At 42.3% G+C, this 24225-nt stretch carries 22 protein-coding genes; 11 read left to right on the top strand and 11 right to left on the bottom strand.

Annotated elements, in window-relative coordinates:
* Positions 1-28: 28 nt before the first annotated feature.
* Positions 29-454: a tetratricopeptide repeat protein gene (locus RMY00_RS00975; RefSeq protein ID WP_322645771.1), complete on the bottom strand. Its 426-nt coding sequence runs from the start codon at positions 452-454 to the stop codon at positions 29-31.
* An 859-nt stretch (positions 455-1313) separates the two neighbouring features.
* Between RMY00_RS00975 and RMY00_RS00970 the strand changes: the two genes are divergently transcribed.
* The gene (locus RMY00_RS00970; RefSeq protein WP_012407469.1) at positions 1314-1532 is read left to right on the top strand and encodes a DUF4327 family protein; all 219 of its coding nucleotides are present in this window, start codon (positions 1314-1316) and stop codon (positions 1530-1532) included.
* A gap of 77 nt (positions 1533-1609) precedes the next feature.
* Here the strand turns inward: RMY00_RS00970 and RMY00_RS00965 are convergent, their stop codons facing one another.
* The 3 genes from RMY00_RS00965 to RMY00_RS00955 all read right to left on the bottom strand — a co-directional run bounded on the left by RMY00_RS00965 (position 1610) and on the right by RMY00_RS00955 (position 6087).
* Positions 1610-2878 carry a protein kinase domain-containing protein gene (locus RMY00_RS00965; RefSeq protein WP_322645770.1) on the bottom strand — a complete coding sequence of 423 codons (1269 nt, stop codon included), beginning with the start codon at positions 2876-2878 and terminating at the stop codon, positions 1610-1612.
* Between the two features lie 140 nt (positions 2879-3018).
* Positions 3019-5013 (bottom strand): serine/threonine phosphatase, encoded by a 1995-nt coding sequence (locus RMY00_RS00960; RefSeq protein WP_322645769.1) that lies wholly within the window; start codon positions 5011-5013, stop codon positions 3019-3021.
* 255 nt (positions 5014-5268) lie between these two features.
* Complete coding sequence (locus RMY00_RS00955; protein WP_322645768.1) at positions 5269-6087, bottom strand: basic amino acid ABC transporter substrate-binding protein; 819 nt, start codon at positions 6085-6087, stop codon at positions 5269-5271.
* Between the two features lie 224 nt (positions 6088-6311).
* Here RMY00_RS00955 and RMY00_RS00950 point away from each other — a divergent pair, with 224 nt between their 5' ends.
* Positions 6312-7511, top strand: a complete 1200-nt coding sequence (locus tag RMY00_RS00950) for a PLP-dependent aminotransferase family protein (protein WP_322645767.1) — start codon at positions 6312-6314, stop codon at positions 7509-7511.
* Positions 7512-7678: 167 nt separating this feature from the next.
* Here the strand turns inward: RMY00_RS00950 and RMY00_RS00945 are convergent, their stop codons facing one another.
* The 3 genes from RMY00_RS00945 to RMY00_RS00935 form a co-directional block, all read right to left on the bottom strand.
* On the bottom strand, positions 7679-8305 hold the full coding sequence (locus tag RMY00_RS00945) for a J domain-containing protein (RefSeq protein ID WP_322645766.1): 627 nt from the start codon (positions 8303-8305) through the stop codon (positions 7679-7681).
* 252 nt (positions 8306-8557) lie between these two features.
* A complete protein-coding gene (locus RMY00_RS00940; protein WP_109008536.1) occupies positions 8558-9169 on the bottom strand; it encodes an ATP-dependent Clp protease proteolytic subunit in 612 nt (203 codons plus the stop codon).
* A gap of 157 nt (positions 9170-9326) precedes the next feature.
* Positions 9327-9989, bottom strand: a complete 663-nt coding sequence (locus tag RMY00_RS00935; protein WP_109008535.1) for an ATP-dependent Clp protease proteolytic subunit — start codon at positions 9987-9989, stop codon at positions 9327-9329.
* Between the two features lie 238 nt (positions 9990-10227).
* Between RMY00_RS00935 and RMY00_RS00930 the strand changes: the two genes are divergently transcribed.
* Both RMY00_RS00930 and RMY00_RS00925 read left to right on the top strand, forming a co-directional pair.
* Positions 10228-11484, top strand: a complete 1257-nt coding sequence (locus RMY00_RS00930) for a VWA domain-containing protein (protein WP_322645765.1) — start codon at positions 10228-10230, stop codon at positions 11482-11484.
* Complete coding sequence (locus RMY00_RS00925) at positions 11481-12761, top strand: VWA domain-containing protein (RefSeq protein WP_322645764.1); 1281 nt, start codon at positions 11481-11483, stop codon at positions 12759-12761. The genes RMY00_RS00930 and RMY00_RS00925 overlap by 4 nt, the downstream gene beginning before the upstream one ends.
* Before the next feature lie 276 nt (positions 12762-13037).
* Here the strand turns inward: RMY00_RS00925 and RMY00_RS00920 are convergent, their stop codons facing one another.
* A complete protein-coding gene (locus RMY00_RS00920; RefSeq protein ID WP_322645763.1) occupies positions 13038-13169 on the bottom strand; it encodes a hypothetical protein in 132 nt (43 codons plus the stop codon).
* A 13-nt stretch (positions 13170-13182) separates the two neighbouring features.
* Here RMY00_RS00920 and RMY00_RS00915 point away from each other — a divergent pair, with 13 nt between their 5' ends.
* Positions 13183-13443 (top strand): hypothetical protein, encoded by a 261-nt coding sequence (locus tag RMY00_RS00915; RefSeq protein WP_322645762.1) that lies wholly within the window; start codon positions 13183-13185, stop codon positions 13441-13443.
* Positions 13433-13837: a type II toxin-antitoxin system VapC family toxin gene (locus RMY00_RS00910; protein WP_322645761.1), complete on the top strand. Its 405-nt coding sequence runs from the start codon at positions 13433-13435 to the stop codon at positions 13835-13837. The genes RMY00_RS00915 and RMY00_RS00910 overlap by 11 nt, the downstream gene beginning before the upstream one ends.
* On the opposite strand, the gene RMY00_RS00905 is transcribed toward RMY00_RS00910, so the two are convergent.
* Entirely contained in the window at positions 13824-14042 is a 219-nt protein-coding gene (locus RMY00_RS00905) for a DUF433 domain-containing protein (protein ID WP_322645760.1), read from the bottom strand. The genes RMY00_RS00910 and RMY00_RS00905 overlap by 14 nt on opposite strands.
* A gap of 258 nt (positions 14043-14300) precedes the next feature.
* Entirely contained in the window at positions 14301-15701 is a 1401-nt protein-coding gene (locus RMY00_RS00900; RefSeq protein ID WP_322645759.1) for an esterase-like activity of phytase family protein, read from the bottom strand.
* 481 nt (positions 15702-16182) lie between these two features.
* On the opposite strand from RMY00_RS00900, the gene RMY00_RS00895 reads away from it, so the two are divergent.
* The 4 genes from RMY00_RS00895 to RMY00_RS00880 all read left to right on the top strand — a co-directional run bounded on the left by RMY00_RS00895 (position 16183) and on the right by RMY00_RS00880 (position 21456).
* Positions 16183-19206, top strand: coding sequence for a beta-propeller fold lactonase family protein (locus RMY00_RS00895; RefSeq protein WP_322645758.1), 3024 nt, complete (start codon positions 16183-16185; stop codon positions 19204-19206).
* Positions 19207-19301: 95 nt separating this feature from the next.
* Positions 19302-19829 carry a PEP-CTERM sorting domain-containing protein gene (locus RMY00_RS00890; protein WP_322645757.1) on the top strand — a complete coding sequence of 176 codons (528 nt, stop codon included), beginning with the start codon at positions 19302-19304 and terminating at the stop codon, positions 19827-19829.
* A gap of 84 nt (positions 19830-19913) precedes the next feature.
* Positions 19914-20300 carry a VOC family protein gene (locus RMY00_RS00885; protein WP_322645756.1) on the top strand — a complete coding sequence of 129 codons (387 nt, stop codon included), beginning with the start codon at positions 19914-19916 and terminating at the stop codon, positions 20298-20300.
* A gap of 364 nt (positions 20301-20664) precedes the next feature.
* Positions 20665-21456: an Rpn family recombination-promoting nuclease/putative transposase gene (locus tag RMY00_RS00880; RefSeq protein ID WP_322645755.1), complete on the top strand. Its 792-nt coding sequence runs from the start codon at positions 20665-20667 to the stop codon at positions 21454-21456.
* Between the two features lie 86 nt (positions 21457-21542).
* On the opposite strand, the gene RMY00_RS00875 is transcribed toward RMY00_RS00880, so the two are convergent.
* Positions 21543-22619 carry a PIN/TRAM domain-containing protein gene (locus RMY00_RS00875; RefSeq protein WP_109008493.1) on the bottom strand — a complete coding sequence of 359 codons (1077 nt, stop codon included), beginning with the start codon at positions 22617-22619 and terminating at the stop codon, positions 21543-21545.
* 405 nt (positions 22620-23024) lie between these two features.
* Here RMY00_RS00875 and hemW point away from each other — a divergent pair, with 405 nt between their 5' ends.
* Entirely contained in the window at positions 23025-24206 is a 1182-nt protein-coding gene (gene hemW / locus RMY00_RS00870) for a radical SAM family heme chaperone HemW (RefSeq protein ID WP_322645754.1), read from the top strand.
* Positions 24207-24225 lie beyond the last annotated feature (19 nt).

The raw sequence follows: 24225 nt of genomic DNA, 5'->3' as shown, positions 1-24225 counted from the left end.
AATTTCCAAAAGTATTTAACTGAAATTCTTACTTAGATTTTGGTTGGTTATTTGGGCTGCGATCGCTATTTCCCTCTTGCTTCTTAATCTGCTCTAATACAACTTTGTAATCTTGCCGATTGGGGTGCAACTTCACCAGCTTCTCCAAAAGTGTCATCGCACCCTTAGTATCTTTCAAGTGCAACCGCACTATAGACAGCTTCTCTAGAGCAAGTTGGTTTTCTGGTTCCCGTTGTAAAATCATCTCGTAGCCCCGTGCCTGTTGCTGTAATTCTGACTCAACAGAAGGAGATGCAATTACTGGCTTAGGTTGACTAGCTTGTTGGATTGCCGGAATTACTGCAAACACTGTGGAACCAAGAAACGACACTAACGACACTATAGTGACGATCTTTTGTCGCCGCTCAATTTGCTTTTTGCGGGAAATTAAGTATTCATCCCCCGAATCAGTCATGCTTCACATACTTGCTGCGGTAAATACTTAGGTAGTAGCAAGCCTCCCGTTATGAGATTACCCATCTCCCCAAGGAAACTAACATCTTTGCTAGAAATTTTTTACATAAAATTCAAATGCTGACTCTGGAGATAAGGAAGCTTTATGGTGAGCTTATGCTGTACCGACAATTTTCCCGTGCGTAGTTTACCGCCGTAGGCATCGCTCTCCAAGTTTTATTCACTGGGCAGAAAATTAAGATTATATAAAGATTTGCGATTATTCAGCCTAAAGTTAGATGTTTGCGATATTGTAAATAACGTTTAAATAAACATAAACAGTAGATATTTCTACTCAATTGCAAATTTCCCTGTCAGTCAAAAACTTTCAAACTAGCCCGTGTCCTACAGTTCTTCAACAAACACACATATTTTTCGTGATTCAACAAAATAAAATTTTCCTAGTCATCCTCAGTCACACTACATAGTGCAACCTCCCAGACGACTAATTATTTTGCTTGGCGTCCACAATAGATATCTTACAAAAGGTACTGTTGCACTCTAGTGGTAAAAGGTTACAAGGAAAAAGAAGGCGGCTAAAGGTTAAAGAGAAACAAAAGCATCCTTATCCTTATCCCCTGAACCTCTGCCCAGGTTCTGCAAAAAGTTTAAGGACTGCTTGGTGAATTTAGAGTTTTGTGGTGGTAATTACCGTACAAAAGCGAATTTACCAGTAATTTAGTAGAGTTTGTTATGGTATAGTTAAAAAGTTAAGACTAGCTTTACCAAAATTACACCACTCTACGATCCAGCAACAATTGCAGAATGGAAAGCAGTTTTAATTAAGTATTTACCAACAAAATCTGAATTCAATCGAGGTTATGACTCAGCAAGTGATTCACCCAATGGTGAAATTGCAGCGCAATGTGCAATCACTCATAGAATCGAACATTATCAAGCCAAGCGATAGCATCTGGAAAATCGCTTTGCTCTACGGTAATGAATGGCAGCACTGGAAACAGGAACTGCTTGACTTTGGCTTTAGTATGCAAGACCCAGTTAGTGAATTGCTAGCTGTAGAGACTTGGGATGAGGAATAGGGAGTAGGGAATAGGGGGAATGAGGAAGTAGGGGAAGAATTCTAACTCCTAACTTCCCACCCCCCACCCCCCACTCCCTAAAGTTGGCAAGCAGCTAACGCCGCAGCTAATTCCTTCGCAGTTTGATAGCGATCGCGTGGTAATGGTTCTGTAACGCGATCAATTACATCTCTTAATTGGGAACTAATGGTGGGAACTTTTGCCACATCGAACCTGAAGTTTCGCCCTCGTTGGCGGTAATACTTGAAAGGGTTTTCGCCTGTGAGCAGAAAAATCAGCGTTGGCCCAATTGCATACAAATCTGATTGAGTCAAAGGTTGTCCTCGTTCTTGCTCAGGAGCGCAGTAACCTTCTGCACCAATCCGAGTACCGGGCGCTGTGCCAATTTCCTTAACTGCACCAAAATCTAGCACCACTATGCGATTTACTGAACTTCGCAGCATTAAGTTGGCGGGTTTAATGTCGCGGTGAATTAGTGGCGGCTCTTGGCTATGAAGATAGTCTAGGATATCGCAGGTTTGGATCATCCAAGCGATCGCTTGGCTTGGCGTAACTGGCCCAGTAGTATAGACACGTCTTTCTAAATCTTGTCCGTGGATTAGTTCCATTGCCAAGTATTTTTTTCCGCCTTCTACAAAGAAATCGTAATACTTAGGAATTCCCGGATGGTTAAGGGATTTGAGAGTATGCGCCTCTCGCTCAAATAATTCTTGAGCTTTGGCAATTTTTACCATATCGGCATTCATTTGCTTCAACACCAGCAGTTGTGGCATACCCGCAATCTGGCCAGCCGCATCCCAAGCGAGATAAGTAGTACCCATACCTCCTTGTCCGAGAGTTCGCAACACCTGATAATGGCGAATTTTCTGTTGTACTGAGAGAGGTTGTCCGCAGTGGATGCAAAACAGATTGTTTGGGGAATTGCCTTCATGGGTGCAAGTATATCTACCTTGGGCTGAATGGAGTGTTGCAACGGCGTTTTCTTCTGTTTCTTGCATCTGTTGCGATCGCACACCAGTTTCCAGTACTGCTACATCCTGAATTTGGAATTTCAGTATTGGGCCTCCCTGTGCCAGTTGTAACAATGAATTGTCTGGTAACGGACTCTGAATTACAAGGACACCGTTGAGGAAAGTCCCATTAGTACCCTGACTAATCAGCCGCCAACCACCGCCATTGTCAGCAGAATCGTGTCTCAGTTCTAGATGATGCCGCGAAACTAAACTATCAGTTAAAACAACATGATTATCTACCGCTCGACCAATCCGAATTATGGAAGAGTTTTCAAAGCACCACTGCTGGAGGGGCGTTTTCTGTTGCGGTTCTAACAAAGTCAGACTAACCACAATACAACCTACAAGTTAAGAGGGAGTGGGGAGTGGGGAGTAGGGAGTAGGGATGAGGAAGTAGGGATTAAGTATTAGGAAAATTATTTCCTAGTTCTCATGCCCCATTCCCGATTCCCCATTCCCAATTCCCCATTTTTTCAACTTTCCAGATTTGGGCGTACTTTTGCTCGAATAAGTATACCAGTAATATTGTCGTGACCATTGTGTTGGTTAGCTAAATCAATCAAGTCTATAACGCCCTGTTCTAAGTTAACGCCAGAACTAAGTAAGGGTTCTAAATGAGTCTGCCAATGAGTTTCTATTAAATCATTATCTGATAGACCGTCCGATGCTAACAGTAGAAGAGTGTCTTCATTGATCTCAAAAAAATTCACATCGGGATGAATCGAGTTTTCGTCACGAGGCCCCAAAGCTTGTGTGAGTTGGTAGGCATCCGGGCGGGCGTAAGCTATGCTTGCTTCCACTCCGCGTGTAATTTCCCGTTGCCCAACTTCGTGATCTACTGTGATTTGTTCTAGTCCCCGCTTGCGCGTCAAGCGATAGAGACGACTATCTCCCACATGAGCGACTGCTACTTGAGTATCTTGAATTAACAACATTACCAGAGTTGTACCCATGCGCCCAACTCCAGAACGGGCATCTTGTTGATTGAGCTTATAAATCGCCTCATTAGCTAAAAACACTGCCTCACGAATGCTATCTTCTGTTGGCAGTTGGTTAGTAATCCAGTGTTCTTGAAAGTATTGCCGTAGAGTATCGACTCCTAACTTACTGGCTATCTCGCCGCCAGCGTGTCCACCCATACCATCACAGAGAATATACAAACCATGCCCTTCTAAGACTCGACTTTTGGGCGACTCTAGCTTTTGAATTTTGGTTTCAATGCCAAAGTAGTCTTCGTTATGATGACGTTGACGCCCTACATCTGTACGTCCTGCATCTTCTAAACTACTTAACTGCATCGCCAGCACAACAGTTGGCATATCATCAGTTTTGCTAATGATATCTTCCGGCTCATATGATTGCGGGATAATTGGCACAGCAGTATTTTTCTCCTTTATTGGGGGTAAAGTTTCGGTTCCTAGTGCTTCCAGTTCAAGAGAGATTTCCTCCAAACGCGATCGCAATTGTGCCATCGTCTGAATCTTACCTACCTCTAAATCCCCCAACATCTGGACTACAGGGCCAAATTGAGTGCGTTGAGATTGCCTAAATAGCGCTTGCCAAACCCGCCCCAAAGCTTGAATGGTTAACGGTTGCTCTGGAATAGCCGATGTTTCGGTTTCGGCATCTTCTGCCGACTCGGTGACAGGCAAAGAATTGGATGATTCCACATATAACCTTTGTAGCGCCAGCGTTTGGTCTTCATCCAATCGCAAATTCGACAAATCTAAAAGGCTCTGACGACAACTTACTGGTTCCAATAATGCCCAAAGTTGGGTCATTTCATAACACCAGTGTAAAATTTTTAACGAACTCGTTGTTTCTTCTTGCCATAAATCGAGTAAAAACTGCCAATGTGAGCGGTCTTCGATTATGACTATCTCCATATTTCCCTGCTGCCATGCATCGTGAATCTGCGGTATCCCCGGCTGACCTTGGTATTGTAATGAAATATAAAGTCTAGCAAGGTGAGGAATTCCACTTGCTTCCACTGATGGCGTTAGCAAATCCGATTGTTGACTTGCTAGTATTGCCTCAATAGGTGATATTTGATACGGCTGGCAGTCTAGAACTCTAACCCCTACATCAGTAATAGTGGCAGTTTCCGTTTGGCCAGGTAGCGGATCTAACAATTGATAACGCTCTTGGGAGTCTAAATAGGAGCCTGGTGCAATCTGAGGACTAGCAAATAGAGAAGATGAAGAAGATATAGCTCCTTCATTTCCCTCATCTCCCTTTTCTGCCACATCCTCCCCTACTCCCAAAGCTTTCGCAGTCGTTTCTTTAGCAATAATTGCCCAAAACACTGTTCCACATTCTGTGCCACAGTTATGACAACGTAGTGCATTCAGAGGTACATCATCGGTACTGCATTCAGGACAAACCTTGTGAGTCAGGGATGTGCCACAGCTTTGACAAAATTTATTACTATTGGGGTTTTCAAATTTACACTGAGGGCAAATCAGCATAGTGGAAGTTCCTTTATTCCCGCTCCAAGGTGCTTCTAGCCACTAAGATTCAAGGTGCCACAATTGGCTGTCCCTGACTACAGTAGACCTACAAGAGATTGTAGTTTATCAATGAATTTTGGTGGCAGTATTAATTGTGACGCATATTAGATAAATATTTAATATATTGGCTGGTAATTGCTTATAAATGGGGAAGATGAGGGGGATGAGGGAGAAACAAGCAATGCCCAATGCCCAATGCCCAATGTCCTATTGTCAAGAATCTGGCAATTGCGGAGGGTCAACGTTAAACCATTTTTGATAAATTTGGTTGTAAGTGCCGTTAGATAACAAAGTCGCTATACCTTTGTTAATTACATCTAGATGGGGGGAGTCTTTAGGCGTAGCAATTCCGTAGTATTCTTGGGTGAGCAAGTCAGTAACAACTTTGATGCCTTGGAGGTTGCCATTTTTAATCGCATACAAAGTTGCGAAAGCATCGCTAATCACAGCATCAACATTGCCATTGAGTAAGTCTTGGAAAAATTCTGGACCAGAACTAAAAGTACTAATTTTGGCGTTGGGGATGGTTTTGGCAAAATCTGCCCCAGTAGAACCAATTTGTACAGCGATTTTTTTACCTTTAAGACTATTGAAGTCTTTAATATTTTGATTGTCTTGGCGGACAGCGATCGCTAGTCCGGCTTTAAAATAAGGCCGTGAAAAAGCAATTGTTTTCAGGCGTTCGGCGGTAATAGTGATTCCGCTAATTGCAGCATCGACTCTTTTGGCTTGCAAAGTCGAGATCATCCCATCAAAGGGCAGACTTTCAAACTGGACTGCAAAACCTGCGACTTTAGCGATCGCATTCATTAAATCAATATCAAAACCTTCCAAGTTCCCGCTAGCCCTTTGGATTTCAAAAGGGATAAACGTAGGGTCTGTCGCCACCTTGAGAAGGTTAGCATTTGGGTTAGTAGTGGGATAGAAATTTTTACAGGCAATCATCAGTAGCAGACAGCCTAAGCTTAGAATTAGCTGCTGCCACTTGAGGTTAATTAATTTCACTGTCAGTAATTCCGTTTTATCAGTCAATATTCACGATACTTGTCATCATGTTATAAGGAAGAATATATCCGTCAGGAGCCAGAATCCACTATGAATTCTCGGCGACTCATGAAAGTTTAAGATCCCTATTTTTTGAAAAATGATGCTTGTTCCGACGCTGCGCTGACAGATTGAAGGCTTCTTCCAATCTGACTTTTCGCTAATTGTCTTCTTGTGTGTTCTCTACTGTAACTTCCAATTTTGAACTTTTTATGGCTGCCATTACCCCTGCTTATCGAATTGCTGATTTGTTCGCCGAACGAGCTAGAAATATTGCACCGCCAACCTACAGTACAGAGTTAACCAAAATCGTCAATGTCAGCTTTACCTACGGTCTAGCTGACCCAATTCTTTTTCCTCACGCTCACTTGGCTACTGCAAGTGCTGCTGTGCTGGCAGAAGAGGCTCCCCTAGCTCTCAATTACGGCCCACCTTCAGCTCAACTATACGAGCAAATTATCCTCCGCTTGCAGGCTAAAGGAATCACTACCGATCGCGATCGCCTAATCATTGGCTATGGTTCTGGTCAAATTCTGGGCTTGCTACCAGATGTGTTTGTCGAACCTGGTGATGTGGTAATTGTCGAAGGCCCAACTTTCCTGGGAGTAGTTGTGAGATTTGTCCAAGCTGGCGCACGCATAATTACCATTCCTGTGGATGAGTTGGGGATGGATGTAGATGCCCTAGAAGTAACATTGAGCGATTTGAAGAAGCAGGGCATCCGGCCCCGGTTTATTTACACTATCCCCACCTTTCACAATCCCACAGGTACTACTATGCCGTTATTTCGCCGCCAAAAATTGGTGGCATTAGCGGCTGAATATGGCGTGCTGGTGGTGGAAGACGATGCTTATAGCGATTTGCGCTTCCAAGGAGAAACTGTGCCTCCCTTGGCAACCCTTGACAAGGAGGGGTGGGTATTATATGTGAGTACCTTCTCGAAAATTATTGCGCCCGGTATCAGGTTGGGATGGGCTTGCGGCGAGCCAGCGATTATTGAGCGGCTCGCAATGTTCAAAAGTGAGGGGACGGTGGGGCCATTTGTCAGCCATGTGGTCGCCCGCTATTGTGCCACAGGCAAATTAGAGAATCACATTCGGGAGTTAATTGCCTGCTACAAGCATAAGTGCAATTTGTTGTTAGAAGCGATCGCTCAAGAGTTTCCCAGTGATGTAGTTGCTTTGCGTCCCGATGGCGGCTTCTTCGTTTGGTGTAAATTGCCCTCAGACATTAGCGCCAAAGCACTCTTAATGGCTGCCAGTGAACACGGTGTCAGTTTTCTACCAGGGACTCGCTGCTACACTAATGGGCAGGGGGATGATGCGATCAGGTTAGCTTTTAGCTTTCAGCCAACTCAGAAGATTGTTGAGGGAATCGCTACATTAGGAGCAGTGTTGCGCGGATGGCGGTAATTCGTAATTCGTAATTCCTACCTCGTTCCCAGTCTGAGACTGGGAATGCTCTTTGGGAGGCTACCGCCTCCCGTCTCAGTGGTAGCAGGCCAATGAAGACCATTTCCTTCTTAAAATCTGGAAACGAGATTTTGATTTTTAATAAATTTAATAAATTTTGTCAATATTTAAAAAATTTGTTCTAATCGTTGGAAATCTCGCTGCACTTCATACCAGAGACTTTTATTATGGGGATCTGTCTTCAAAGCTTTTTTGAGATAAATTCTGGCTTTGAGCAGCTGGTTTTGGGAAATTAGCGCCCGTCCCCAAATCTGATAGGCGATCGCTAGCCATTGGCGAACTTCTGCATCTGTTGACAAACGATCTGCTAAGGCTTCCGCCAAGGCGATCGCTTGCGGAAATCGTCTTTCTTGCAAAAATCGCTGTAATTGATCGTAAGTTTTCCACTTCAGCCGTTCTTCTATTTCCAACACATTAGGCGGCTTTGGTTTCCCTGGTTCTTGGCTTGTCACCGTTGTTACTGGTGTTTTCTGCCTATGCGTTGCCTTAGCATCACCACGCACACCAGATGTTGACACCTGAGTTGAATGTGCCACAGTTTCCTCTGGCAGTACTACTGTCAGCAGGAGTTTGTAAGCCTCTGTCAACGCAATAAACTTATCTTTGGCTTTGTTGTCATCTGGGTTGATATCGGGATGATATTGCTGCGCCAAACGTCGGTAAGACGCTTTGATGTCAGCAAAAGAAGCTCCCGATCGCAAACCTAGTAAACGGTAGCAATCTCCAAGATCCATCTTGAGCTATGAGCTATCGAATATCCAGCAAGAGGCTATTAGCTATCTGCTTCACGCCTGAACTATTAATAATAAGGGCTAATTTGCTATTTTAAAGTTCAATGTTTACAGTTTGTTTAAAGAAAGGGAGTGGGGAATAATTAACCCGCATTTCTCACAAGCTTGAAATGCAGAGGAGCAGAGGGGCAGAGGGGCAGAGGGGATTGAACTTGGCACATTGAACTCTCCCCTGCTCCCCTGCTCCCCTACTCCCTACTCCCCTGTTATTACCGAGGTTCTTTCTTCAATCACACGGTCAATTAAACCGTATTGTTTTGCTTCTTCGGCAGACATGAAAAAGTCACGATCCATATCTTTTTCAATTTTTTCTATGGTCTGCCCGGTTTTATCGGCATAAATGCCATTGAGCTGGTGACGAATCCGTAGAATCTCTCTAGCTTCAATTTCGATATCGGTTGCTTGTCCACGGGTGCCACCTGAAGGTTGGTGAATCATAATCCGTGAGTGAGGCAATGCTAGGCGTTTGCCCTTAGTGCCAGCTGCCAGCAGGAAAGACCCCATTGAAGCCGCTAAACCTACGCAAATAGTCACTACATCTGATTTGATATGTTGCATGGTGTCAAAAATAGCCATGCCAGATGTAACCATCCCACCTGGAGAATTGATGTATAAATAAATATCTTTACCTGGATCATCGGAGTCCAGATACAGCATTACAGCGATAATCTGATTGGCAATTTCATCATCAATATCTCGCCCCAAAAATATAATCCGTTCCCGGTAAAGGCGATCGTAGATGCTAATCCAATCTGTATATTGTCCTCCGGGCATCCGGTAAGGAACTTTAGGAACGCCTATAGGCATAATTTACTCCGTTCTTAATTAGTCATTGGTCATTAGTCATTGGTCATTAGTCATTGGTCATTAATAATTTTTGGTTATTAACAAAGGACGAATGACATAGACGCGCTAGCAGCTACTCTTCGAGAACGCCAAGGGCGAACCCGCAGGGTAGGACAAATTAAAGCACACTGGCAGGAAGTGGGGGATTAGCGAGTTCTTCTTTTTCAAAAACTCGGTCAATTAAACCGTATTCCTTCGCTTCGTAGGGTGTTAAATATAACAAGCGATCCATGTCTTTAGTAATTTTTTCTGGAGGTTGTCCAGTGGTGCGATGTAAGATATCAACTAATGCCCCTTTGTTTACCAAAACTTCCCTGGCGCGAATTTGAATATCCGTTGCTTGACCTTGGGCGTAGCTCTTGGGCTGATGCAGGATAATCGAGGAGTGAGGCAAACTAGCACGGCAACCTTTTGTACCAGCACTGAGTAGCATCGCTGACATACCCATTGCGGAACCGACGCAGATGGTATGGATAGGAGGTTTGATATATTTCATGGTGTCATAAATGGCGAAGGCTTCGGTTTCAAAGCCAATGGGTTCGCCACTGTAACCGGAAGTGCCGGTGGAGTTGATATAAATTTTAATCGGTTTTTCGGGGTCGTCAGATTGCAAAAACAGCAATTGGGCCACGATTAATTCTGTGACAGCAGGCACCAGAGGCATCCCAATATAGACAATTCGCTCCTTCAATAAGAGGGAAGGTAAATCTGGCGGTGGTGTCCGGTAAAAGTTATCGCCGTAATACGGGGCTTGAACAGCCTTAATTGGGGAAATGTCCATAGCAACTGATCGCCTGAAACTATGCCGTTAACTGTAATACATCCTAGCGCGATGCCAGCCTTCCTTAAGGTGCGGATTTCTCCCTAATGCTAAAGGCGGCTTCGCATCTGCCAATGCTTGGCTTCTAAGATATTCTGATTATATTAGTGTATTTGTGTTGGATAGGTTTTCCGTAGAGTTAAAGTGTTGCTTTGAAGTTATTTTTTAATATGTATATCCTGAATAGGGACTTTGAGTTATGAAGGTTAATTTGCAGCCTGCCTTGAATGATGGTAATTTGGACGCAAATCAACTGAACAGTCAACGTCAGTTGGGAATTTCGATTTCGGCGATCGCAGAAAATCAAGACCGCCATGTACCTCTGAATTTATGCTTAATTCTCGATCATAGTGGTTCGATGAACGGGCGATCGCTAGAAACAGTCAAAAAAGCCGCGAATCGTCTGGTAGATAGACTTAACCCTGGCGATCGCCTCAGTGTGGTAGTTTTTGATCACCGTGCCAAAGTCTTAGTACCTAATCAAAGTGTCGAAGATCCAGAGAAAATTAAACAGCAAATTAATCGCCTCGCCGCCGATGGTGGAACTGCGATTGATGAAGGACTACGCTTAGGCATTGAGGAGTTGGCAAAGGGTAAAAAAGATACTGTTTCTCAAGCTTTTTTATTAACCGACGGTGAAAATGAACACGGTGATAATAATCGCTGTTTAAAATTCGCTCAACTGGCTGCTAGCTATAATTTGACTTTAAACACTTTGGGATTTGGTGATAATTGGAACCAAGATGTTTTAGAAAAAATTGCTGATGCTGGCTTAGGTACTTTATCTTATATTCAAAAGCCCGAACAGGCAGTAGAAGAATTTAATCGCCTGTTTAGCCGCGTTCAAACTGTAGGATTGACTAACGCTTATCTGTTATTCTCCTTGATGCCCAATGTCCGGTTAGCCGAACTTAAACCTGTAGCCCAAGTTTCCCCAGACACAATTGAGTTACCACTGCAACAAGAAGCTGATGGCCGTTTCGCTGTGCGGTTGGGAGATTTAATGAAAGATGCAGAACGGGTAATCTTAGCTAATATTTATTTGGGACAATTGCCAACAGGTGAACAAGCGATCGCTCATGTGCAAGTCCGCTACGATGATCCAGCCGCCAATAAGGTAGGTTTAGTTACACCAAATATCCCAGTTTACGCCCATGTAGTCAAAAATTACCAAGCAGACCCGAATCCCCAGGTACAACATTCTATTTTAGCATTAGCTAAGTATCGCCAAACCCAGCTAGCCGAAACGAAATTGCAACAGGGCGATCGCTCTGGTGCGGCGACAATGTTACAAACGGCTGCTAAAACTGCACTGCAAATGGGAGATACAAGTGCAGCGACGGTGTTGCAAACTTCTGCCACCCAGCTACAATCTGGTGGAGATTTATCCGAAAGCGATCGCAAGAAAACCCGGATTGTCTCTAAAACAGTTTTGCAAGATACCCCTCCTCAATGAAAGTTAAATTGCTCTCGGCGTTAAATGACAATAATGTTGATGTCGCTCAAACAAGTAGCCAACGTCAATTGGCAATTACAATTTCGGCGATTGCTGATGAGTCTGACAAAAATCTACCACTCAATCTCTGCTTGATTTTGGATAAAAGTGGTTCCATGCATGGACACCCAATTAATACGGTGATCCAGGCTGTAGAAGGATTAATTGATCGGTTGAAAGTAGGCGATCGCATTTCAGTTGTGGCTTTTTCCGGCACTGCGGAAGTCATTATCCCTAACCAAACAATTGAAGACCCCGAAAGCATCAAATCTCAAATAAAAAGCAAACTGACTGCTAGCGGCGGCACTGCGATCGCTGACGGTTTGGAACTGGGAATTACAGAACTGATGAAGGGCACAAGAGGCGCTGTTTCCCAGGCGTTTCTGCTGACGGATGGGCATGGTGAAAGTGCTTTGCGGATTTGGAAATGGGATATTGGGCGAGATGACAACAAACGCTGTCTGAAACTGGCACAAAAGGCTGCCAAGCTGAACCTAACTATCAACACTTTCGGATTTGGCAATAGCTGGAATCAGGATTTGCTAGAAAAAATTGCCGATGTCGGTGGTGGCACTTTAGCCCATATTGAACGCCCTGAACAAGCTGTAGAGCAATTTAACCGACTGTTTGGCCGGATTCAGTCGATTGGGCTAACTAATGCCTACTTGCTGTTATCTCTAGTACCTAATGTCCGACTAGCAGAATTGAAACCCATTGCCCAAGTTGCCCCAGACACAATCGAGTTACCAGTAGAACCCGAAGCTGATGGTAGCTTTGCTGTCCGTTTGGGAGATTTGATGCAGGATGTAGAACGGGTAGTTTTGGCGAACATTTATCTGGGACAATTGCCAGAGGGGAAGCAAGCGATCGCTCATCTACAAATTCGTTATGATGACCCGTTGGTTAACGAAGAAGGTTTACTTTCGCCCGTGATGCCAGTGTATGCAGATGTAGTGCGGGCGTATCAACCAACATCTAATCCGCAGGTACAACAGTCTATTTTAGCATTAGCAAAGTATCGCCAAACCCAGTTAGCCGAGGCGAAATTGCAACAAGGCGATCGCACTGGTGCAGCAACGATGCTGCAAACAGCAGCTAAAACCGCCTTACAAATTGGAGATAAAGGGGCAGCGACAGTGTTGCAAACTTCCGCCACTCGCTTGCAAGCTGGAGAAGAACTTTCGGAAGCAGACCTCAAGAAAACTAGGATTGTATCAAAGACTGTTTTACAGGAATAGCAAAAATTCAACGTTGCTGATTAACGGTATGAAAATTTTGCGCCTTGGTGCAAAGCAAGAAAAAATATTTTATTCCTCAATTGAGCAACAAAGTAATCGTATATTCCTAACTTATTGATTAACAACCACTGAAGAGTTTGATTTATGCTGATCCAGAAGATTGTCCAACAATTGTAAGACATCCCTGAAGACAAACTAGCAGAAATTTATGACCAAATTCACTACTTTCGGCTAGGTTTAAGTCAAGAACGTACATAACCCCGCACCCCTGGTTTATTAAAAGGACAACTCGGTGATGCTTTCTTTGAACCACTCTTCATCGCGGTTAGGTAGTTCAATGATGCGATCGCCCAAGTAGGACGATGCAAAAATTAAGGCTTCTGCCACTAAAATAGAAAAATCATTCACGTGCGTTGTATTTATGGGTAATGAAGTTGAACTACTTGAACACTGGCGACAACTTACACCCCAAAAGCAACAAAAAGTTTTGGAGTTTGTTGAACTACTTAAATCTGAGCCAGAAACAACACCTGCCGAATCTGATTTTGTGCCACAAACACCCTTAGCCAAAAAATTATGGTCGATCCGACAAAGAGCGATCGCTGCTGGATTGCAACTTCTCAACGAAGACGAAATTGAACTTGAACTTGCTGAACGTCGAGGTGGATTCCGTGAGTCTTAAGAAGACTTACATAGACTCTGGTGTACTCATCAGCGCTTTCTGTGGCATTCAGTCAGTCAGCATTGTAGCTCATCAAATTCTTAACGATGAAAATCTAGAGTTTGCCTCAAGTAGCTTCGTTCAGTTAGAAGTCCTGCCTAAAGCAACTTTTAACAAGCAACAAGACGAAGCAGAATTTTACGAAACATTTTTTAGTTCTGTCATTCACTGGGCAACTGACTTAGAGCAAATTATACAGAATGCTTCTCAAATTGCCTGTACTTACGGTTTAGCTGCGATGGATGCACTTCATGTGGCGGCTGCTCTGCAAATTAAAGCCGATCAACTGATCACTACTGAAAAGCCAACCAAACCAATGCACCGAGTAACGGAAATCCAGATTATTTCAATATAAAGCGATCGCCCAAGTAGGACGATGCAAAAATTAAGGCTTGCTGAATATCTTCATCTTCTAATTCGGGAAACTCTTGGCGCAGTTCTTTTCGATTAAGGTAGGTAGCTAATAACTCAATCACCCGACGAACGGTAAGGCGAAGATTACGAATAGAAGGTTGTCCATTCATGCGATTTGGATTGCTGGTGATGCAATCTAATTTCATGGAAGTAACCCTAGCTCAGTTTTCCTCTTGCCTCTCTTAACAAGCTAGCAAACAAACGAAAATAGTTAAGCATATAGAGCAATACAGTTCAGTTAAGCATTTCTTTCTTCTCTCTGCGTCCTTGGCGTCCTTGGCGGTTCGTTAAAAAAATTGAGTTTGACAAAGAGTTTTAGCCTTAACTGAACCGTATTGGCATATAGAGTAGGTAAAATTCCTACTCTAACAGCTTCTAACAATCACTATCAACCAAACTCAATATCAGTTTTTTCCTTTAATCTTCTGCGGTACGAAACCTGGTAAGTCAATACTGTCAACCGCAAAAACAAAAAATTTGTTTGGGTTGTCGACACTTGTCGAATGGTTAGTATCTGGCGCTAAAGTACCAAGAAAATCGTTGTCATTGGCGATGAACAATGTATGCTTTTCGACTCCGTTGACAACCACATCTTCTCCGAAGGCTAAACCTTCAAGCTTGGCTGGAATGTCCTCTTTTTTGATGCCGTATTGAGTCAGCGCAGTCACCACATCGAGGAACAGGGTTTTACTAACCGCCTTGCCAACAAGGTTGCTTTCCCCGGTGATATTGCTAACTTCTTGAGCATTTGTCAGATCGATATGATAAATCTTTTTAAAGGCAGCCTTAGAGCCGTCGCCCAAACCTTTGCCATCGCGCTCATCTACTAAGAATTCGTTATCGTTGATGGCCAAAATCTCGCTGACGGTGGGATATTTCGGTTTATCTGCCGTACCAATATTATCTAGCTGATAAGCGTATTCCTGAGTAGCACCTGTTTCTATGTCAATCTTGACGATTCTGGTATAAGCACCATTAGTACCACCGTCTTGGAGTAGTGGACTCTGCAAAATGCCAACCAGTGTCTTACCGTTGGGAGTAATTGCAAGTCCTTCCATACCTTTGTTCGTAACCCGACCGGAGGTGTTGCCATTGATTTCTGTATCACTAACAGGACTCAAGTTGCTGACTGCAAACTTGCTAGGTAGGTTAAAGACTTTGATACGCTTGCCTGTATTGCGGTTAAATTCATATATGTAAGGGCCGTATTCATCCGAGATAAATATCTGCTCTCCACTCTTAGATACACGCACCCCTTCAGGATCGAAACGCGCATTGTTGCTATATGTTGAGATTTGGCTGGGGTCGAAATTGTCTGAGCGTCCAGTGAAATAGTATTTACCGTTGGTATTTAAGGCTGGGACACCGCTAGGTACACCCAATCCCGCACCACTTCCGTAGTAAAGAGGCTCATTACTTGATAAGAGAGTTGTGTCAATTAAGGAAGGGGTAAGGGTGAAAGGCAACGCTGAACCAAGCGAGCTTGGTATAAGTTCCAATTTGATAGTTTGGAAGCGGTTGATATAGGATGCTGTATCACTCACAGCGCTGTTGTATGAGACGGCATTTGGGCCTCGGTCTGGGATAGCGATAAAGGTATTATTGCCAGCGTAAGCTAGTCCTGACCCTAGACCACCCAAAAGGTTTCCCGCAACGCCGTTTTCTAGAGGAGCAGATGTTTGGGTGGAGCGATCGCTAATCTTACCATCTAGGCTCCCAATTGCAATCAATTTAACCTCTGCATTGGCAGCAGGAGCTATTGCAAATAACACCAACAATGACAAAATAAGACTTTTGTTGAGCATATCACTTCTATTGCTAAAAGACAGTATTTATTAAAAAATATTGTCAGTTTTTTACTTTTTTAGTATCTATTACCAGTGGTTAAGTAAAAGTTAAGCTTAAATTAAGTAAAAATATTAAAGTTTGTATAAAACTTTTACTAGTAGCATTCACAATCTACTAGGGAGAAACAAATAAAAACCACGTTATATATAAAAATTCATAAAGTCTAAAATGTAACAATGAAATAATTACAATTTAAAAGTAAAACTAACAATTCAAAATTAAAAATACTAGCAATTAATTTTATAAACTTCAAAAATAAAACTGGATTTTGATATTTCCACTCAGTAACGTCAAAAAAGAAACAAGGTGTTTAAATAACTTAACTAGATAAAATCTGCTACTACCAAAACATAACCAAAAATTACTCATGGCTTAACCATCAACCATAAATATCTGTACTTGAATAGTTATGGTTATCCCTATTCATAGAAAAATTGCATGAAAACTAGTAGAAACCAAGGGTATCTATTAAGTCTTTTGCTGGTAAGTAGCTTGAGTGCAAGTATCCAATCAGCTGGCGCTGGAACTACCAGACCCGTTGGTAACTCACAAAGTGGAGCAGCTTTGCTACCTACAGGTCAAATCATCACGCCCGCAGCAGCACCAGGTTCGACGTTTGCACCTTTAGGAACTGGTTTACGTACAGATGATAATGCTGATGCTGCTGAAGCCGTAAGCACAGCCCTCAGCCCTGATGGAAAAACTTTACTGGTGCTTACTAGTGGTTATAACCAAAACTTCAAGGATGAAAATACAGGTAATACTTTCACTTATCCTGTATTAGACCCGCTAACTGGCAAGCCAAGTGGTACAACAACCCCAAAAGCAGAATGGGTTTTTGTCTATGATGTGACTAGCGGTAAGTTAGTTAAAAAACAACAAATTAATATTCCTAATACCTATAACGGTTTGGCTTGGGCTAAAGATGGCTCACGCTTCTTTGTATCAGGCGGAATTGACGATCGCGTTTATGTTTATGCATCTAATGGTAGTCAGTACGTACCAGATGCCCCGTTTATTCTACTAGGTCACAATTCTGACCAAACTGCACCCTTCCCTAAATATGATGGTGGTTTGTTGAAGGATACACCAGCCAAAGCTGTGAGTACAGGAGCAGTTGTAGCAGGTATTGCAGTTAGTCAGGATGGTAAGACCTTAGTAGCTGCAAACTTTGAAAATGACTCTATATCAATCGTTGATACTCCTACCCGTAAGGTGACTAAAGAAATTAAGTTCTTTAGGGCAGGCGATAAAATAGCAACTGGTGAATTTCCTTTTGATGTCGCTATCAAAAGTACAGAAAAAGGTCAAGCAGCTAAAGTTTTTATTAGTAGCCAGCGCGATGACGAAGTAGTTACTGTTGAAATTGCTTCTGGAAAAATCACTCGTATACCAGTAGGTAGCCAGCCCAACAAAGTACTGCTTTCGACCGATCAAAATCGACTATATGTAGCTAATGGTAATGATGACTCGATTTCAGTCATTGATACAAATAGCAATCGGGTTGTTCAAACCATCTCTCTGTCTCGCCCTGGTGAAAAATATAAAGGTGCTAATCCCAACTCTTTAGCTCTCAGTCCAGATGGACGAACACTTTATGTTACTCTAGGCGGCGAGAATGCGATCGCTGTTGTAGACTTGCAAGCTAGTCGGGTGAATGGACGCATCCCCACTGGCTGGTATCCTAATTCTGTAAGTGTCAGTCTTGATGGTCAAAGACTTTACGTTGTCAATGCCAAGAGTAATTCCGGCCCCAACCCGTCAAACAGTCGCACGACACCAGCAGGAGAAGCACGTAACACTAATTTTAAAAACGATTACAACTGGGCTTTAGAAAAAGCTGGTATCTCAATTATTCCAGTGCCAAGTAGCAGTACTTTGGCTACGCTTTCAACCCAGGTAGACAAAAACAACGGTTTTTATAGTCGTCGTCCTGACCGGACAATGAGGTATTTACAAGGCAAAATTAAGCACGTTATCTACATAGTTAAAGAAAACCGTACCTATGACCAGGTACTCGGTGACTTACCTATCGGTAATGGCGACCCAGCACTTACCTTGTTTCCCTACAAGATTTCACCCAACCATCACAAGCTGTCCCTTAGCTTTGCAACTTTTGATAACTTCTACGACAGTGGCGAATCCAGTGGAGTAGGTTGGAACTGGTCTACTTACGGTCGTACTACAGACTACACCGAAAAAAGTCAATCAGTTCTTTACGGTAACGCTGGCTTTAACGGCTTAACCTACGATTACGAAGGTACAAATCGGAATATCAGTCTTGGACTACCGCAAACTTCCTCAAATAACTCGCCAATCAATACCCGTATAACAGGAGTTTTAGATCCTTCTGGGCGATCTTCCATATTACCTGGAGACAGGGATGTTGATGCTCCCGAAGGAGATGGTAATCTCAAACCGGATGCCATTGGTGGTTATCTGTGGGATACGGCGCTACGTGCTGGCAAGACTGTACGCAATTACGGTTTCTTCGTTGATAACGGAATTCCTTACACTACTAGCCAAACCGATCCTACTAAACCCGATCCGAAAAACCCGGCTTATATTCCCATCTCTCCAACCCCTTACGCTGACAAAATTCCTCAAGCTCCTGTTACTAAAACTGCATTGTTGGATAAAACCGATCTTTACTTCCGGTCATTCGATCAAAATAATGCCGATATTTATTTGTACAACGAATGGGAAAGGGATCTTAAGCAAAATGGATTACCCAATTTAATGCTTGTGCGTTTATCTCACGATCATTTTGGTTCCTTTGGCACTGCTTTATTTGGACTAAATACTCCTGAATTGCAAATGGCAGATAATGACTATGCTATTGGCAAGCTGGTAGAGAAAATTTCTCATTTGCCGGAGTGGAAAGAAACAGCAATTTTCATCATTGAAGATGATTCTCAAAATGGCCCAGATCATGTTGATTCCCACCGTTCGTTAGCCTACGTTATTTCACCCTATACAAAACGGGGTGCGCTCGTTAGCACTAACTACAACACCATTAATATATTGCGGACGATAGAGGATTTGTTAAATATTAAGTATTTGGCAATTACTGATGCTAATGCTGAACCAATGTCAGATGCTTTCATTAGAGAACCGAACTTTGAGCCTTACACAGCGATTGTGCCAGGTAATTTGTGTGCAAAACCTGTAGATCCGAAACTAGTACCAGCTTGCCAAGATCCCAAGGTTGAAAATACAGCAGCTGTGCCCATTCTAAATGATGCAAAATGGTGGGCTGCTATAACCAAGGGTTTCAATTTTATCGGTGAAGATAACCTGGATGCAGAAGAATTCAACGAAATTCTTTGGGAAGGAATTAAGGGCGATAATATTCCTTATCCTAAAGAACGTAACGGTAAAAACTTACGGCAAAACCGCGATCAACTTCTAAAGAATTGGCAATTGAGTCAAACGAATAACTCTACTGGCGCTAAGAATTAAGTCTTAGACGTTTGGTGAAAATATAGAGACGTAGCATTGCTACGTCTCTACAGGGTTTAAATAGTTTATTTATCTAATGCGACAGGAAAATTGAGATGAAATTGTTTCAAAAATTAGCGATCGCTACTAGTCTGATTCTGGGTTTAGCTACTTTAACCACTAAATCTGCATCGGCTGCAATTATTAATTATGCGTTCAATGTTGATAGTTCTACAGCTAAGGGTAACGGTCTATTTAGCTTTGATGATGCAACTTTCAGTAATGATAATATCCCAGTAGCGCCAGTGCAATCGCTAAGTTTTCAATTCGATAATGATCCCAATATTTACACTGCAAAGGATGATGTTGAATATCCAGATTATCCCGTTGCATTTCCAACTGTATCCTTAGCAGATAACGCACCTATTGGATTGCTGTACAGCTTCCTTGACAAAGCTAATCCTGATAAAAGTTACGACATTAGTGGAACATTATTTTCTGTTTCCTCCGAAACTTCCGATTCCGGTATAGTTTCTTATCGACAAGTACCTGAACCCAGTACTTTAGCTAGCATGTTTGTTGTTGGCAGCATTGGCTTGTTTCTGAAAAGGAAGGTAAGATCAACTAAAAAGATTAAAGCTTAATCTATACTTGAGAGGGTGTAATGTGGTTGTGTTACCAACTACGTACACTCTCTTAATAGTTGTAATAAAACAAGCAAAACACCAATGAAAACTACTGGTATTCATCATGTAGCTATTATTTGTTCTGACTACGATCGCTCCAAAAAATTTTATGTAGAAGTTTTAGGATTTCCAATTATTCAAGAGACTTTTCGCGCTGAGAGAAATTCTTATAAATTAGATTTACGAGTTGGAGAAAATGCTCAAATAGAGCTATTTTCTTTCCCAAATCCTCCAGAACGGCCTAGTAAACCAGAGGCTTGTGGTTTAAGACATCTTGCTTTTAAAGTTGATGATGTTGAGGAAACTGTTTTTTATTTAAAATCTAAAGGAGTAGAGGTAGAAAATATTAGAGTTGATGAAATTACAAATAAAAAATTTACTTTTTTTAAAGATCCAGATAATTTACCATTAGAGATTTATCAGCATTAACTTGGTACTGACGAGTGAACTTGTCATCATTATAGATAATGAAGCGATCGCCAAGCGCGGAATTACAGCTTATTGCTACCCAAATTGGTATATTCACAACTCTTGTAGAAGCGATCGCTTTAATACGTTTTTTATAGTCTTCCTTCATTTATGCATCAAATTTACGGCATAAAATTTATCACTTTGTTGGAGCGACAGTAAATACTTCTACCAAAAGGATCGCTAGTTTCTGCATCCATTAGTTCCACAAAGTTCTAGATAATTTACCATTAAATATTTATAAAAATTAGAATATTAATAGATGTTTGAATTAACAAAATTAATATAAATAGCAAATGGGTGAGCTATTTGGTAAAATTCTAAAATGTTTGACAATATCTGTAAATTTTTAGCTGAAAATTTCTCCAGCGATTTTGCCACTTGGTTATTAGGCGAACCTATTACTTTAACCGAACTCAGTCCAAAAGAATTATCTCTCGAACCCATTCGTGCTGATGCCCTAATTCTGCTACAGTCGGAGCAAAATATTTTACATTTGGAATTTCAAACCCAACCTGATGCTGAAATTCCTTTTCGGATGATTGACTATCGGTTGCGAGTGTATCGCCGCTTTCCAGACAAAGCAATGCATCAAGTTGTAATTTATCTTAAGCAGACAAATTCAAAGTTGGTGCAACAAAATACATTTACAATTGCTGGAACACGCCATGAATTTTCAGTTATCAGACTTTGGGAACAACCAACTGAAGTATTTCTGAGAACGCCTGGGCTGTTACCCTTTGCAGTTTTGAGTAGTACAATTGATCCAGAAGCCGTGCTTAATCAAGTTGCACGAGAAATTAATAGTATGACAGAATCAAGAAATCAAAGTAATATTGCTGCTTCCACAGCAATTTTAGCTGGTTTAGTATTAGACAAAGAGGTTATCAGACGAGTTTTGAGGTCAGATATTATGCGCGAGTCAGTGATTTATCAAGATATTTTAGAAGAAGGCAAAGCTGAAGGCAAAGCTGAAGGCAAAGCTGAAGCTTTACTTGAAGTGGCAACCAATCTTTTTAATACTGGTATGCCATTAGAACAAATAGCAAGGTTGACAGGGTTATCAATTGAGCAGTTACAGTATTTGCAGGTAACTGACTCTGGTGAGTCCAAATAAATAATCGGTGCAGGTTGACTGCACCGATGGCCGCGCCGACGCTGCGCGTATGCACAATTTATATTTAATTGCACCGGACATTTGCCTCACGCTAATGCGGAAGCTTGGGGTTTGGCAAAAATCATTCTTCCTGCGGTGGTTTGCAAAGCACTGGTGACTACTACTCGCAATTCACCACCCACATAACTGCTGCCTTCTTCAACGACTACCATTGTGCCGTCATCTAGGTAGCCAATGCCTTGACTGGGTTCTTTGCCTTCCTTGAGAATTTTCAAATCAAGGTTGTCACCTGGTAAATAACTGGGACGGACGGCGTTCACTAAATCATTTACATTTAAAACAGGTACTTTCTGGACGCTAGCGACTTTAGACAAGTTGTAGTCGTTGGTTAACAATGTGCCGTTAATTTCTTGGGCAAAGCGCACCAACTTGGCATCGACTGTGGGAATATCTTCGTAGTCAATTGTATTAATCACGATGCGATCGGGATATTCTTCTTTGATGCGGTTGAGAATTTCTAGTCCTCGCCTTCCCCGAACCCGCTTTTGGTCTTTACTAGCATCCGCTACTTGTTGAAGTTCTTGCAAAACAAACTGCGGTACAAGAATTTGCCCTTCCAAAAATCCTGTTTCAAGTAACGCTTCAATGCGACCATCGATAATACAGCTGGTGTCTAAAACTTTGGTATTGGCGGGTTTTAGCGTTCCTTCTACTACCATCGATTCGACGGTGTTGGGATTAATAAACCGCAGTAAGCCTCGTCCGTGGGTGTCTGCCAAATTCATGCCAGTCACGGAGAGGATAATACTGCCGACAACTGCCACCAGTGGCTTAATGAATCCAAAATCCGCCGGGATGGGTAGCAAAAATAGTGGGGCTAGCATCAGGTTAGCTAGTAATAGCCCAATCACTAAGCCGATCGCACGAGTTAAAATCACTTCCAGAGGCATTTCTTTGATTTGTGATTCTAGGCGACGATATGTCGTCTGGAAACTCAGCCCGATCGCACCACCAATAATAGCCGCAAAGACGGCAACAACCAAGCGTAAAGCTTCAAGATTTGTTACCTGATCTAGTGTGCCATTGGGCAGTAGTTCAATGCTGTAGAACCCTATTCCCGACGCTGCTAAGATGAATGAAAAAATAATAATGGCGTCAAGCATGGTTGTCTTGTTTTCCTGCAACTGTGTTCACCGATAAAGTTAAGTATTTTTTATTTCATCGGTAAGATAAACTCATCAATATTGACTTACACTAAGGGTTTAGTAGGGCAATATCTGCAATTATTATAACCAAAGGCTTTTATCTTCATATTTTTCATTGTTTCGTTGTAAAACGACAAAAAGTTGTAAAGAAACTACTTGTTTTGTAAGAATTCAGAATCCAGAATCCAGAAGTCAGAATTAAGAAGACTTTGATACCCAAACTTGATAATTTTAATAAAATCTAGAAGTGATTTCACGCTCGATTTTAGAGTTCTTCTGGCTCCTGACTTCAGAAGGACTGAATTCTTATCTCATTTTCATTGTCTCTAATTCGCAGTTGGCTTAAATTCATCTTTTCTCAAAATGAGTCAAAAATTTAGTATTTCTGGAATTGCGAGTTCTGCGTATGTGCATATTCCCTTTTGCAGACGGCGGTGTTTTTATTGTGATTTTCCGGTGTCTGTTGTGGGCGATCGCTTGCGGGGCGAAACATCTGGTACTATTTCTCAATATGTTGAGGTGTTATGTCAAGAAATTGCTATTACACGCGCATTTGGTCAACCTCTGAAGACAATTTTCTTCGGTGGTGGTACTCCTTCACTGTTATCAATAGAGCAGTTACAACGGATAGTAACAGAACTAGAGAAGCATTTTGGTATTGCTTCTGGGGCAGAAATTTCTATGGAAATTGACCCAGGCACCTTTGATTTAGCCCATATAGCAGGCTATCGCGGTGCAGGCGTAAACCGGGTAAGTTTAGGTGTACAAGCCTTTCAATCAGAATTATTGCAGAGAGCAGGGCGATCGCACTCAGTTGAAGATATTTTTGCAGCTGTGGAACTAATCCACCAAGTCGAGATTCCCGAATTTAGTTTAGACCTAATTTCTGGGTTGCCGCATCAGTCTTTGGATCAATGGCAAGATTCTCTCGCTAAAGCGGTAGCACTTTTACCCACTCACATTTCCATCTATGATCTTACCATCGAACCAGGTACAGCTTTTGGGCGTTACTACAAACCTGGCGATACTCCTTTGCCTACGGATGAAGCTACAGTCAAAATGTACCAGATGGGGCAACAAGTTTTGACTAGTGCAGGTTATGAGCATTATGAAATTTCTAATTATGCTCAACCTGGTCATCAGTGTCGGCATAATCGAGTCTATTGGGAAAATCGCCCTTACTATGGCTTTGGTATGGGTGCAGCGAGTTATGTTGATGGGAAACGCTTCACTCGTCCACGTAAAACTAGGGAATATTACCAGTGGGTGCAAGCTGGCGGTGTGATTGATTGTGATGTGACTCCCCCAAAGGAAGTATTGTTAGAAACGTTAATGTTAGGGTTACGTTTGGCGGAAGGTGTGAGTTTGGCGGCGTTGGCCGAGGGGTTTGGGGAAGAGAAGGTGGAGGAGATTTGCTGTTGTTTGCAAGGATATTTTGAGAAAGGTTGGGTGGAAGTTGCAGAGGGAAGGTTGCGTTTGACTGATCCCCAAGGGTTTTTGTTTTCTAATGTGGTGTTAGCAGAGTTGTTTGAGAAGTTGGGGTGACAAAGAGGCAGGGGAGATT

This window comes from Nostoc sp. ChiVER01 (genome assembly GCF_034531155.1).
Taxonomy (GTDB): domain Bacteria; phylum Cyanobacteriota; class Cyanobacteriia; order Cyanobacteriales; family Nostocaceae; genus Nostoc.
This window is presented reverse-complemented; position numbering and strand designations above follow the sequence as displayed.

Coding starts and splice junctions, on each gene's coding strand:
- RMY00_RS00975 (WP_322645771.1), bottom strand. CDS start 454: ATGACTGATTCGGGGGATGAATACTTAATTTCCCGCAAAAAGCAAATT.
- RMY00_RS00915 (WP_322645762.1), top strand. CDS start 13,183: ATGGGTAATGAAGTTGAACTACTTGAACACTGGCGACAACTTACACCC.
- RMY00_RS00925 (WP_322645764.1), top strand. CDS start 11,481: ATGAAAGTTAAATTGCTCTCGGCGTTAAATGACAATAATGTTGATGTC.
- RMY00_RS00940 (WP_109008536.1), bottom strand. CDS start 9,169: ATGCCTATAGGCGTTCCTAAAGTTCCTTACCGGATGCCCGGAGGACAA.
- RMY00_RS00945 (WP_322645766.1), bottom strand. CDS start 8,305: ATGGATCTTGGAGATTGCTACCGTTTACTAGGTTTGCGATCGGGAGCT.
- hemW (WP_322645754.1), top strand. CDS start 23,025: ATGAGTCAAAAATTTAGTATTTCTGGAATTGCGAGTTCTGCGTATGTG.
- RMY00_RS00950 (WP_322645767.1), top strand. CDS start 6,312: ATGGCTGCCATTACCCCTGCTTATCGAATTGCTGATTTGTTCGCCGAA.
- RMY00_RS00895 (WP_322645758.1), top strand. CDS start 16,183: ATGAAAACTAGTAGAAACCAAGGGTATCTATTAAGTCTTTTGCTGGTA.
- RMY00_RS00885 (WP_322645756.1), top strand. CDS start 19,914: ATGAAAACTACTGGTATTCATCATGTAGCTATTATTTGTTCTGACTAC.
- RMY00_RS00880 (WP_322645755.1), top strand. CDS start 20,665: ATGTTTGACAATATCTGTAAATTTTTAGCTGAAAATTTCTCCAGCGAT.
- RMY00_RS00970 (WP_012407469.1), top strand. CDS start 1,314: ATGACTCAGCAAGTGATTCACCCAATGGTGAAATTGCAGCGCAATGTG.
- RMY00_RS00900 (WP_322645759.1), bottom strand. CDS start 15,701: ATGCTCAACAAAAGTCTTATTTTGTCATTGTTGGTGTTATTTGCAATA.
- RMY00_RS00905 (WP_322645760.1), bottom strand. CDS start 14,042: ATGAAATTAGATTGCATCACCAGCAATCCAAATCGCATGAATGGACAA.
- RMY00_RS00960 (WP_322645769.1), bottom strand. CDS start 5,013: ATGCTGATTTGCCCTCAGTGTAAATTTGAAAACCCCAATAGTAATAAA.
- RMY00_RS00875 (WP_109008493.1), bottom strand. CDS start 22,619: ATGCTTGACGCCATTATTATTTTTTCATTCATCTTAGCAGCGTCGGGA.
- RMY00_RS00930 (WP_322645765.1), top strand. CDS start 10,228: ATGAAGGTTAATTTGCAGCCTGCCTTGAATGATGGTAATTTGGACGCA.
- RMY00_RS00935 (WP_109008535.1), bottom strand. CDS start 9,989: ATGGACATTTCCCCAATTAAGGCTGTTCAAGCCCCGTATTACGGCGAT.
- RMY00_RS00890 (WP_322645757.1), top strand. CDS start 19,302: ATGAAATTGTTTCAAAAATTAGCGATCGCTACTAGTCTGATTCTGGGT.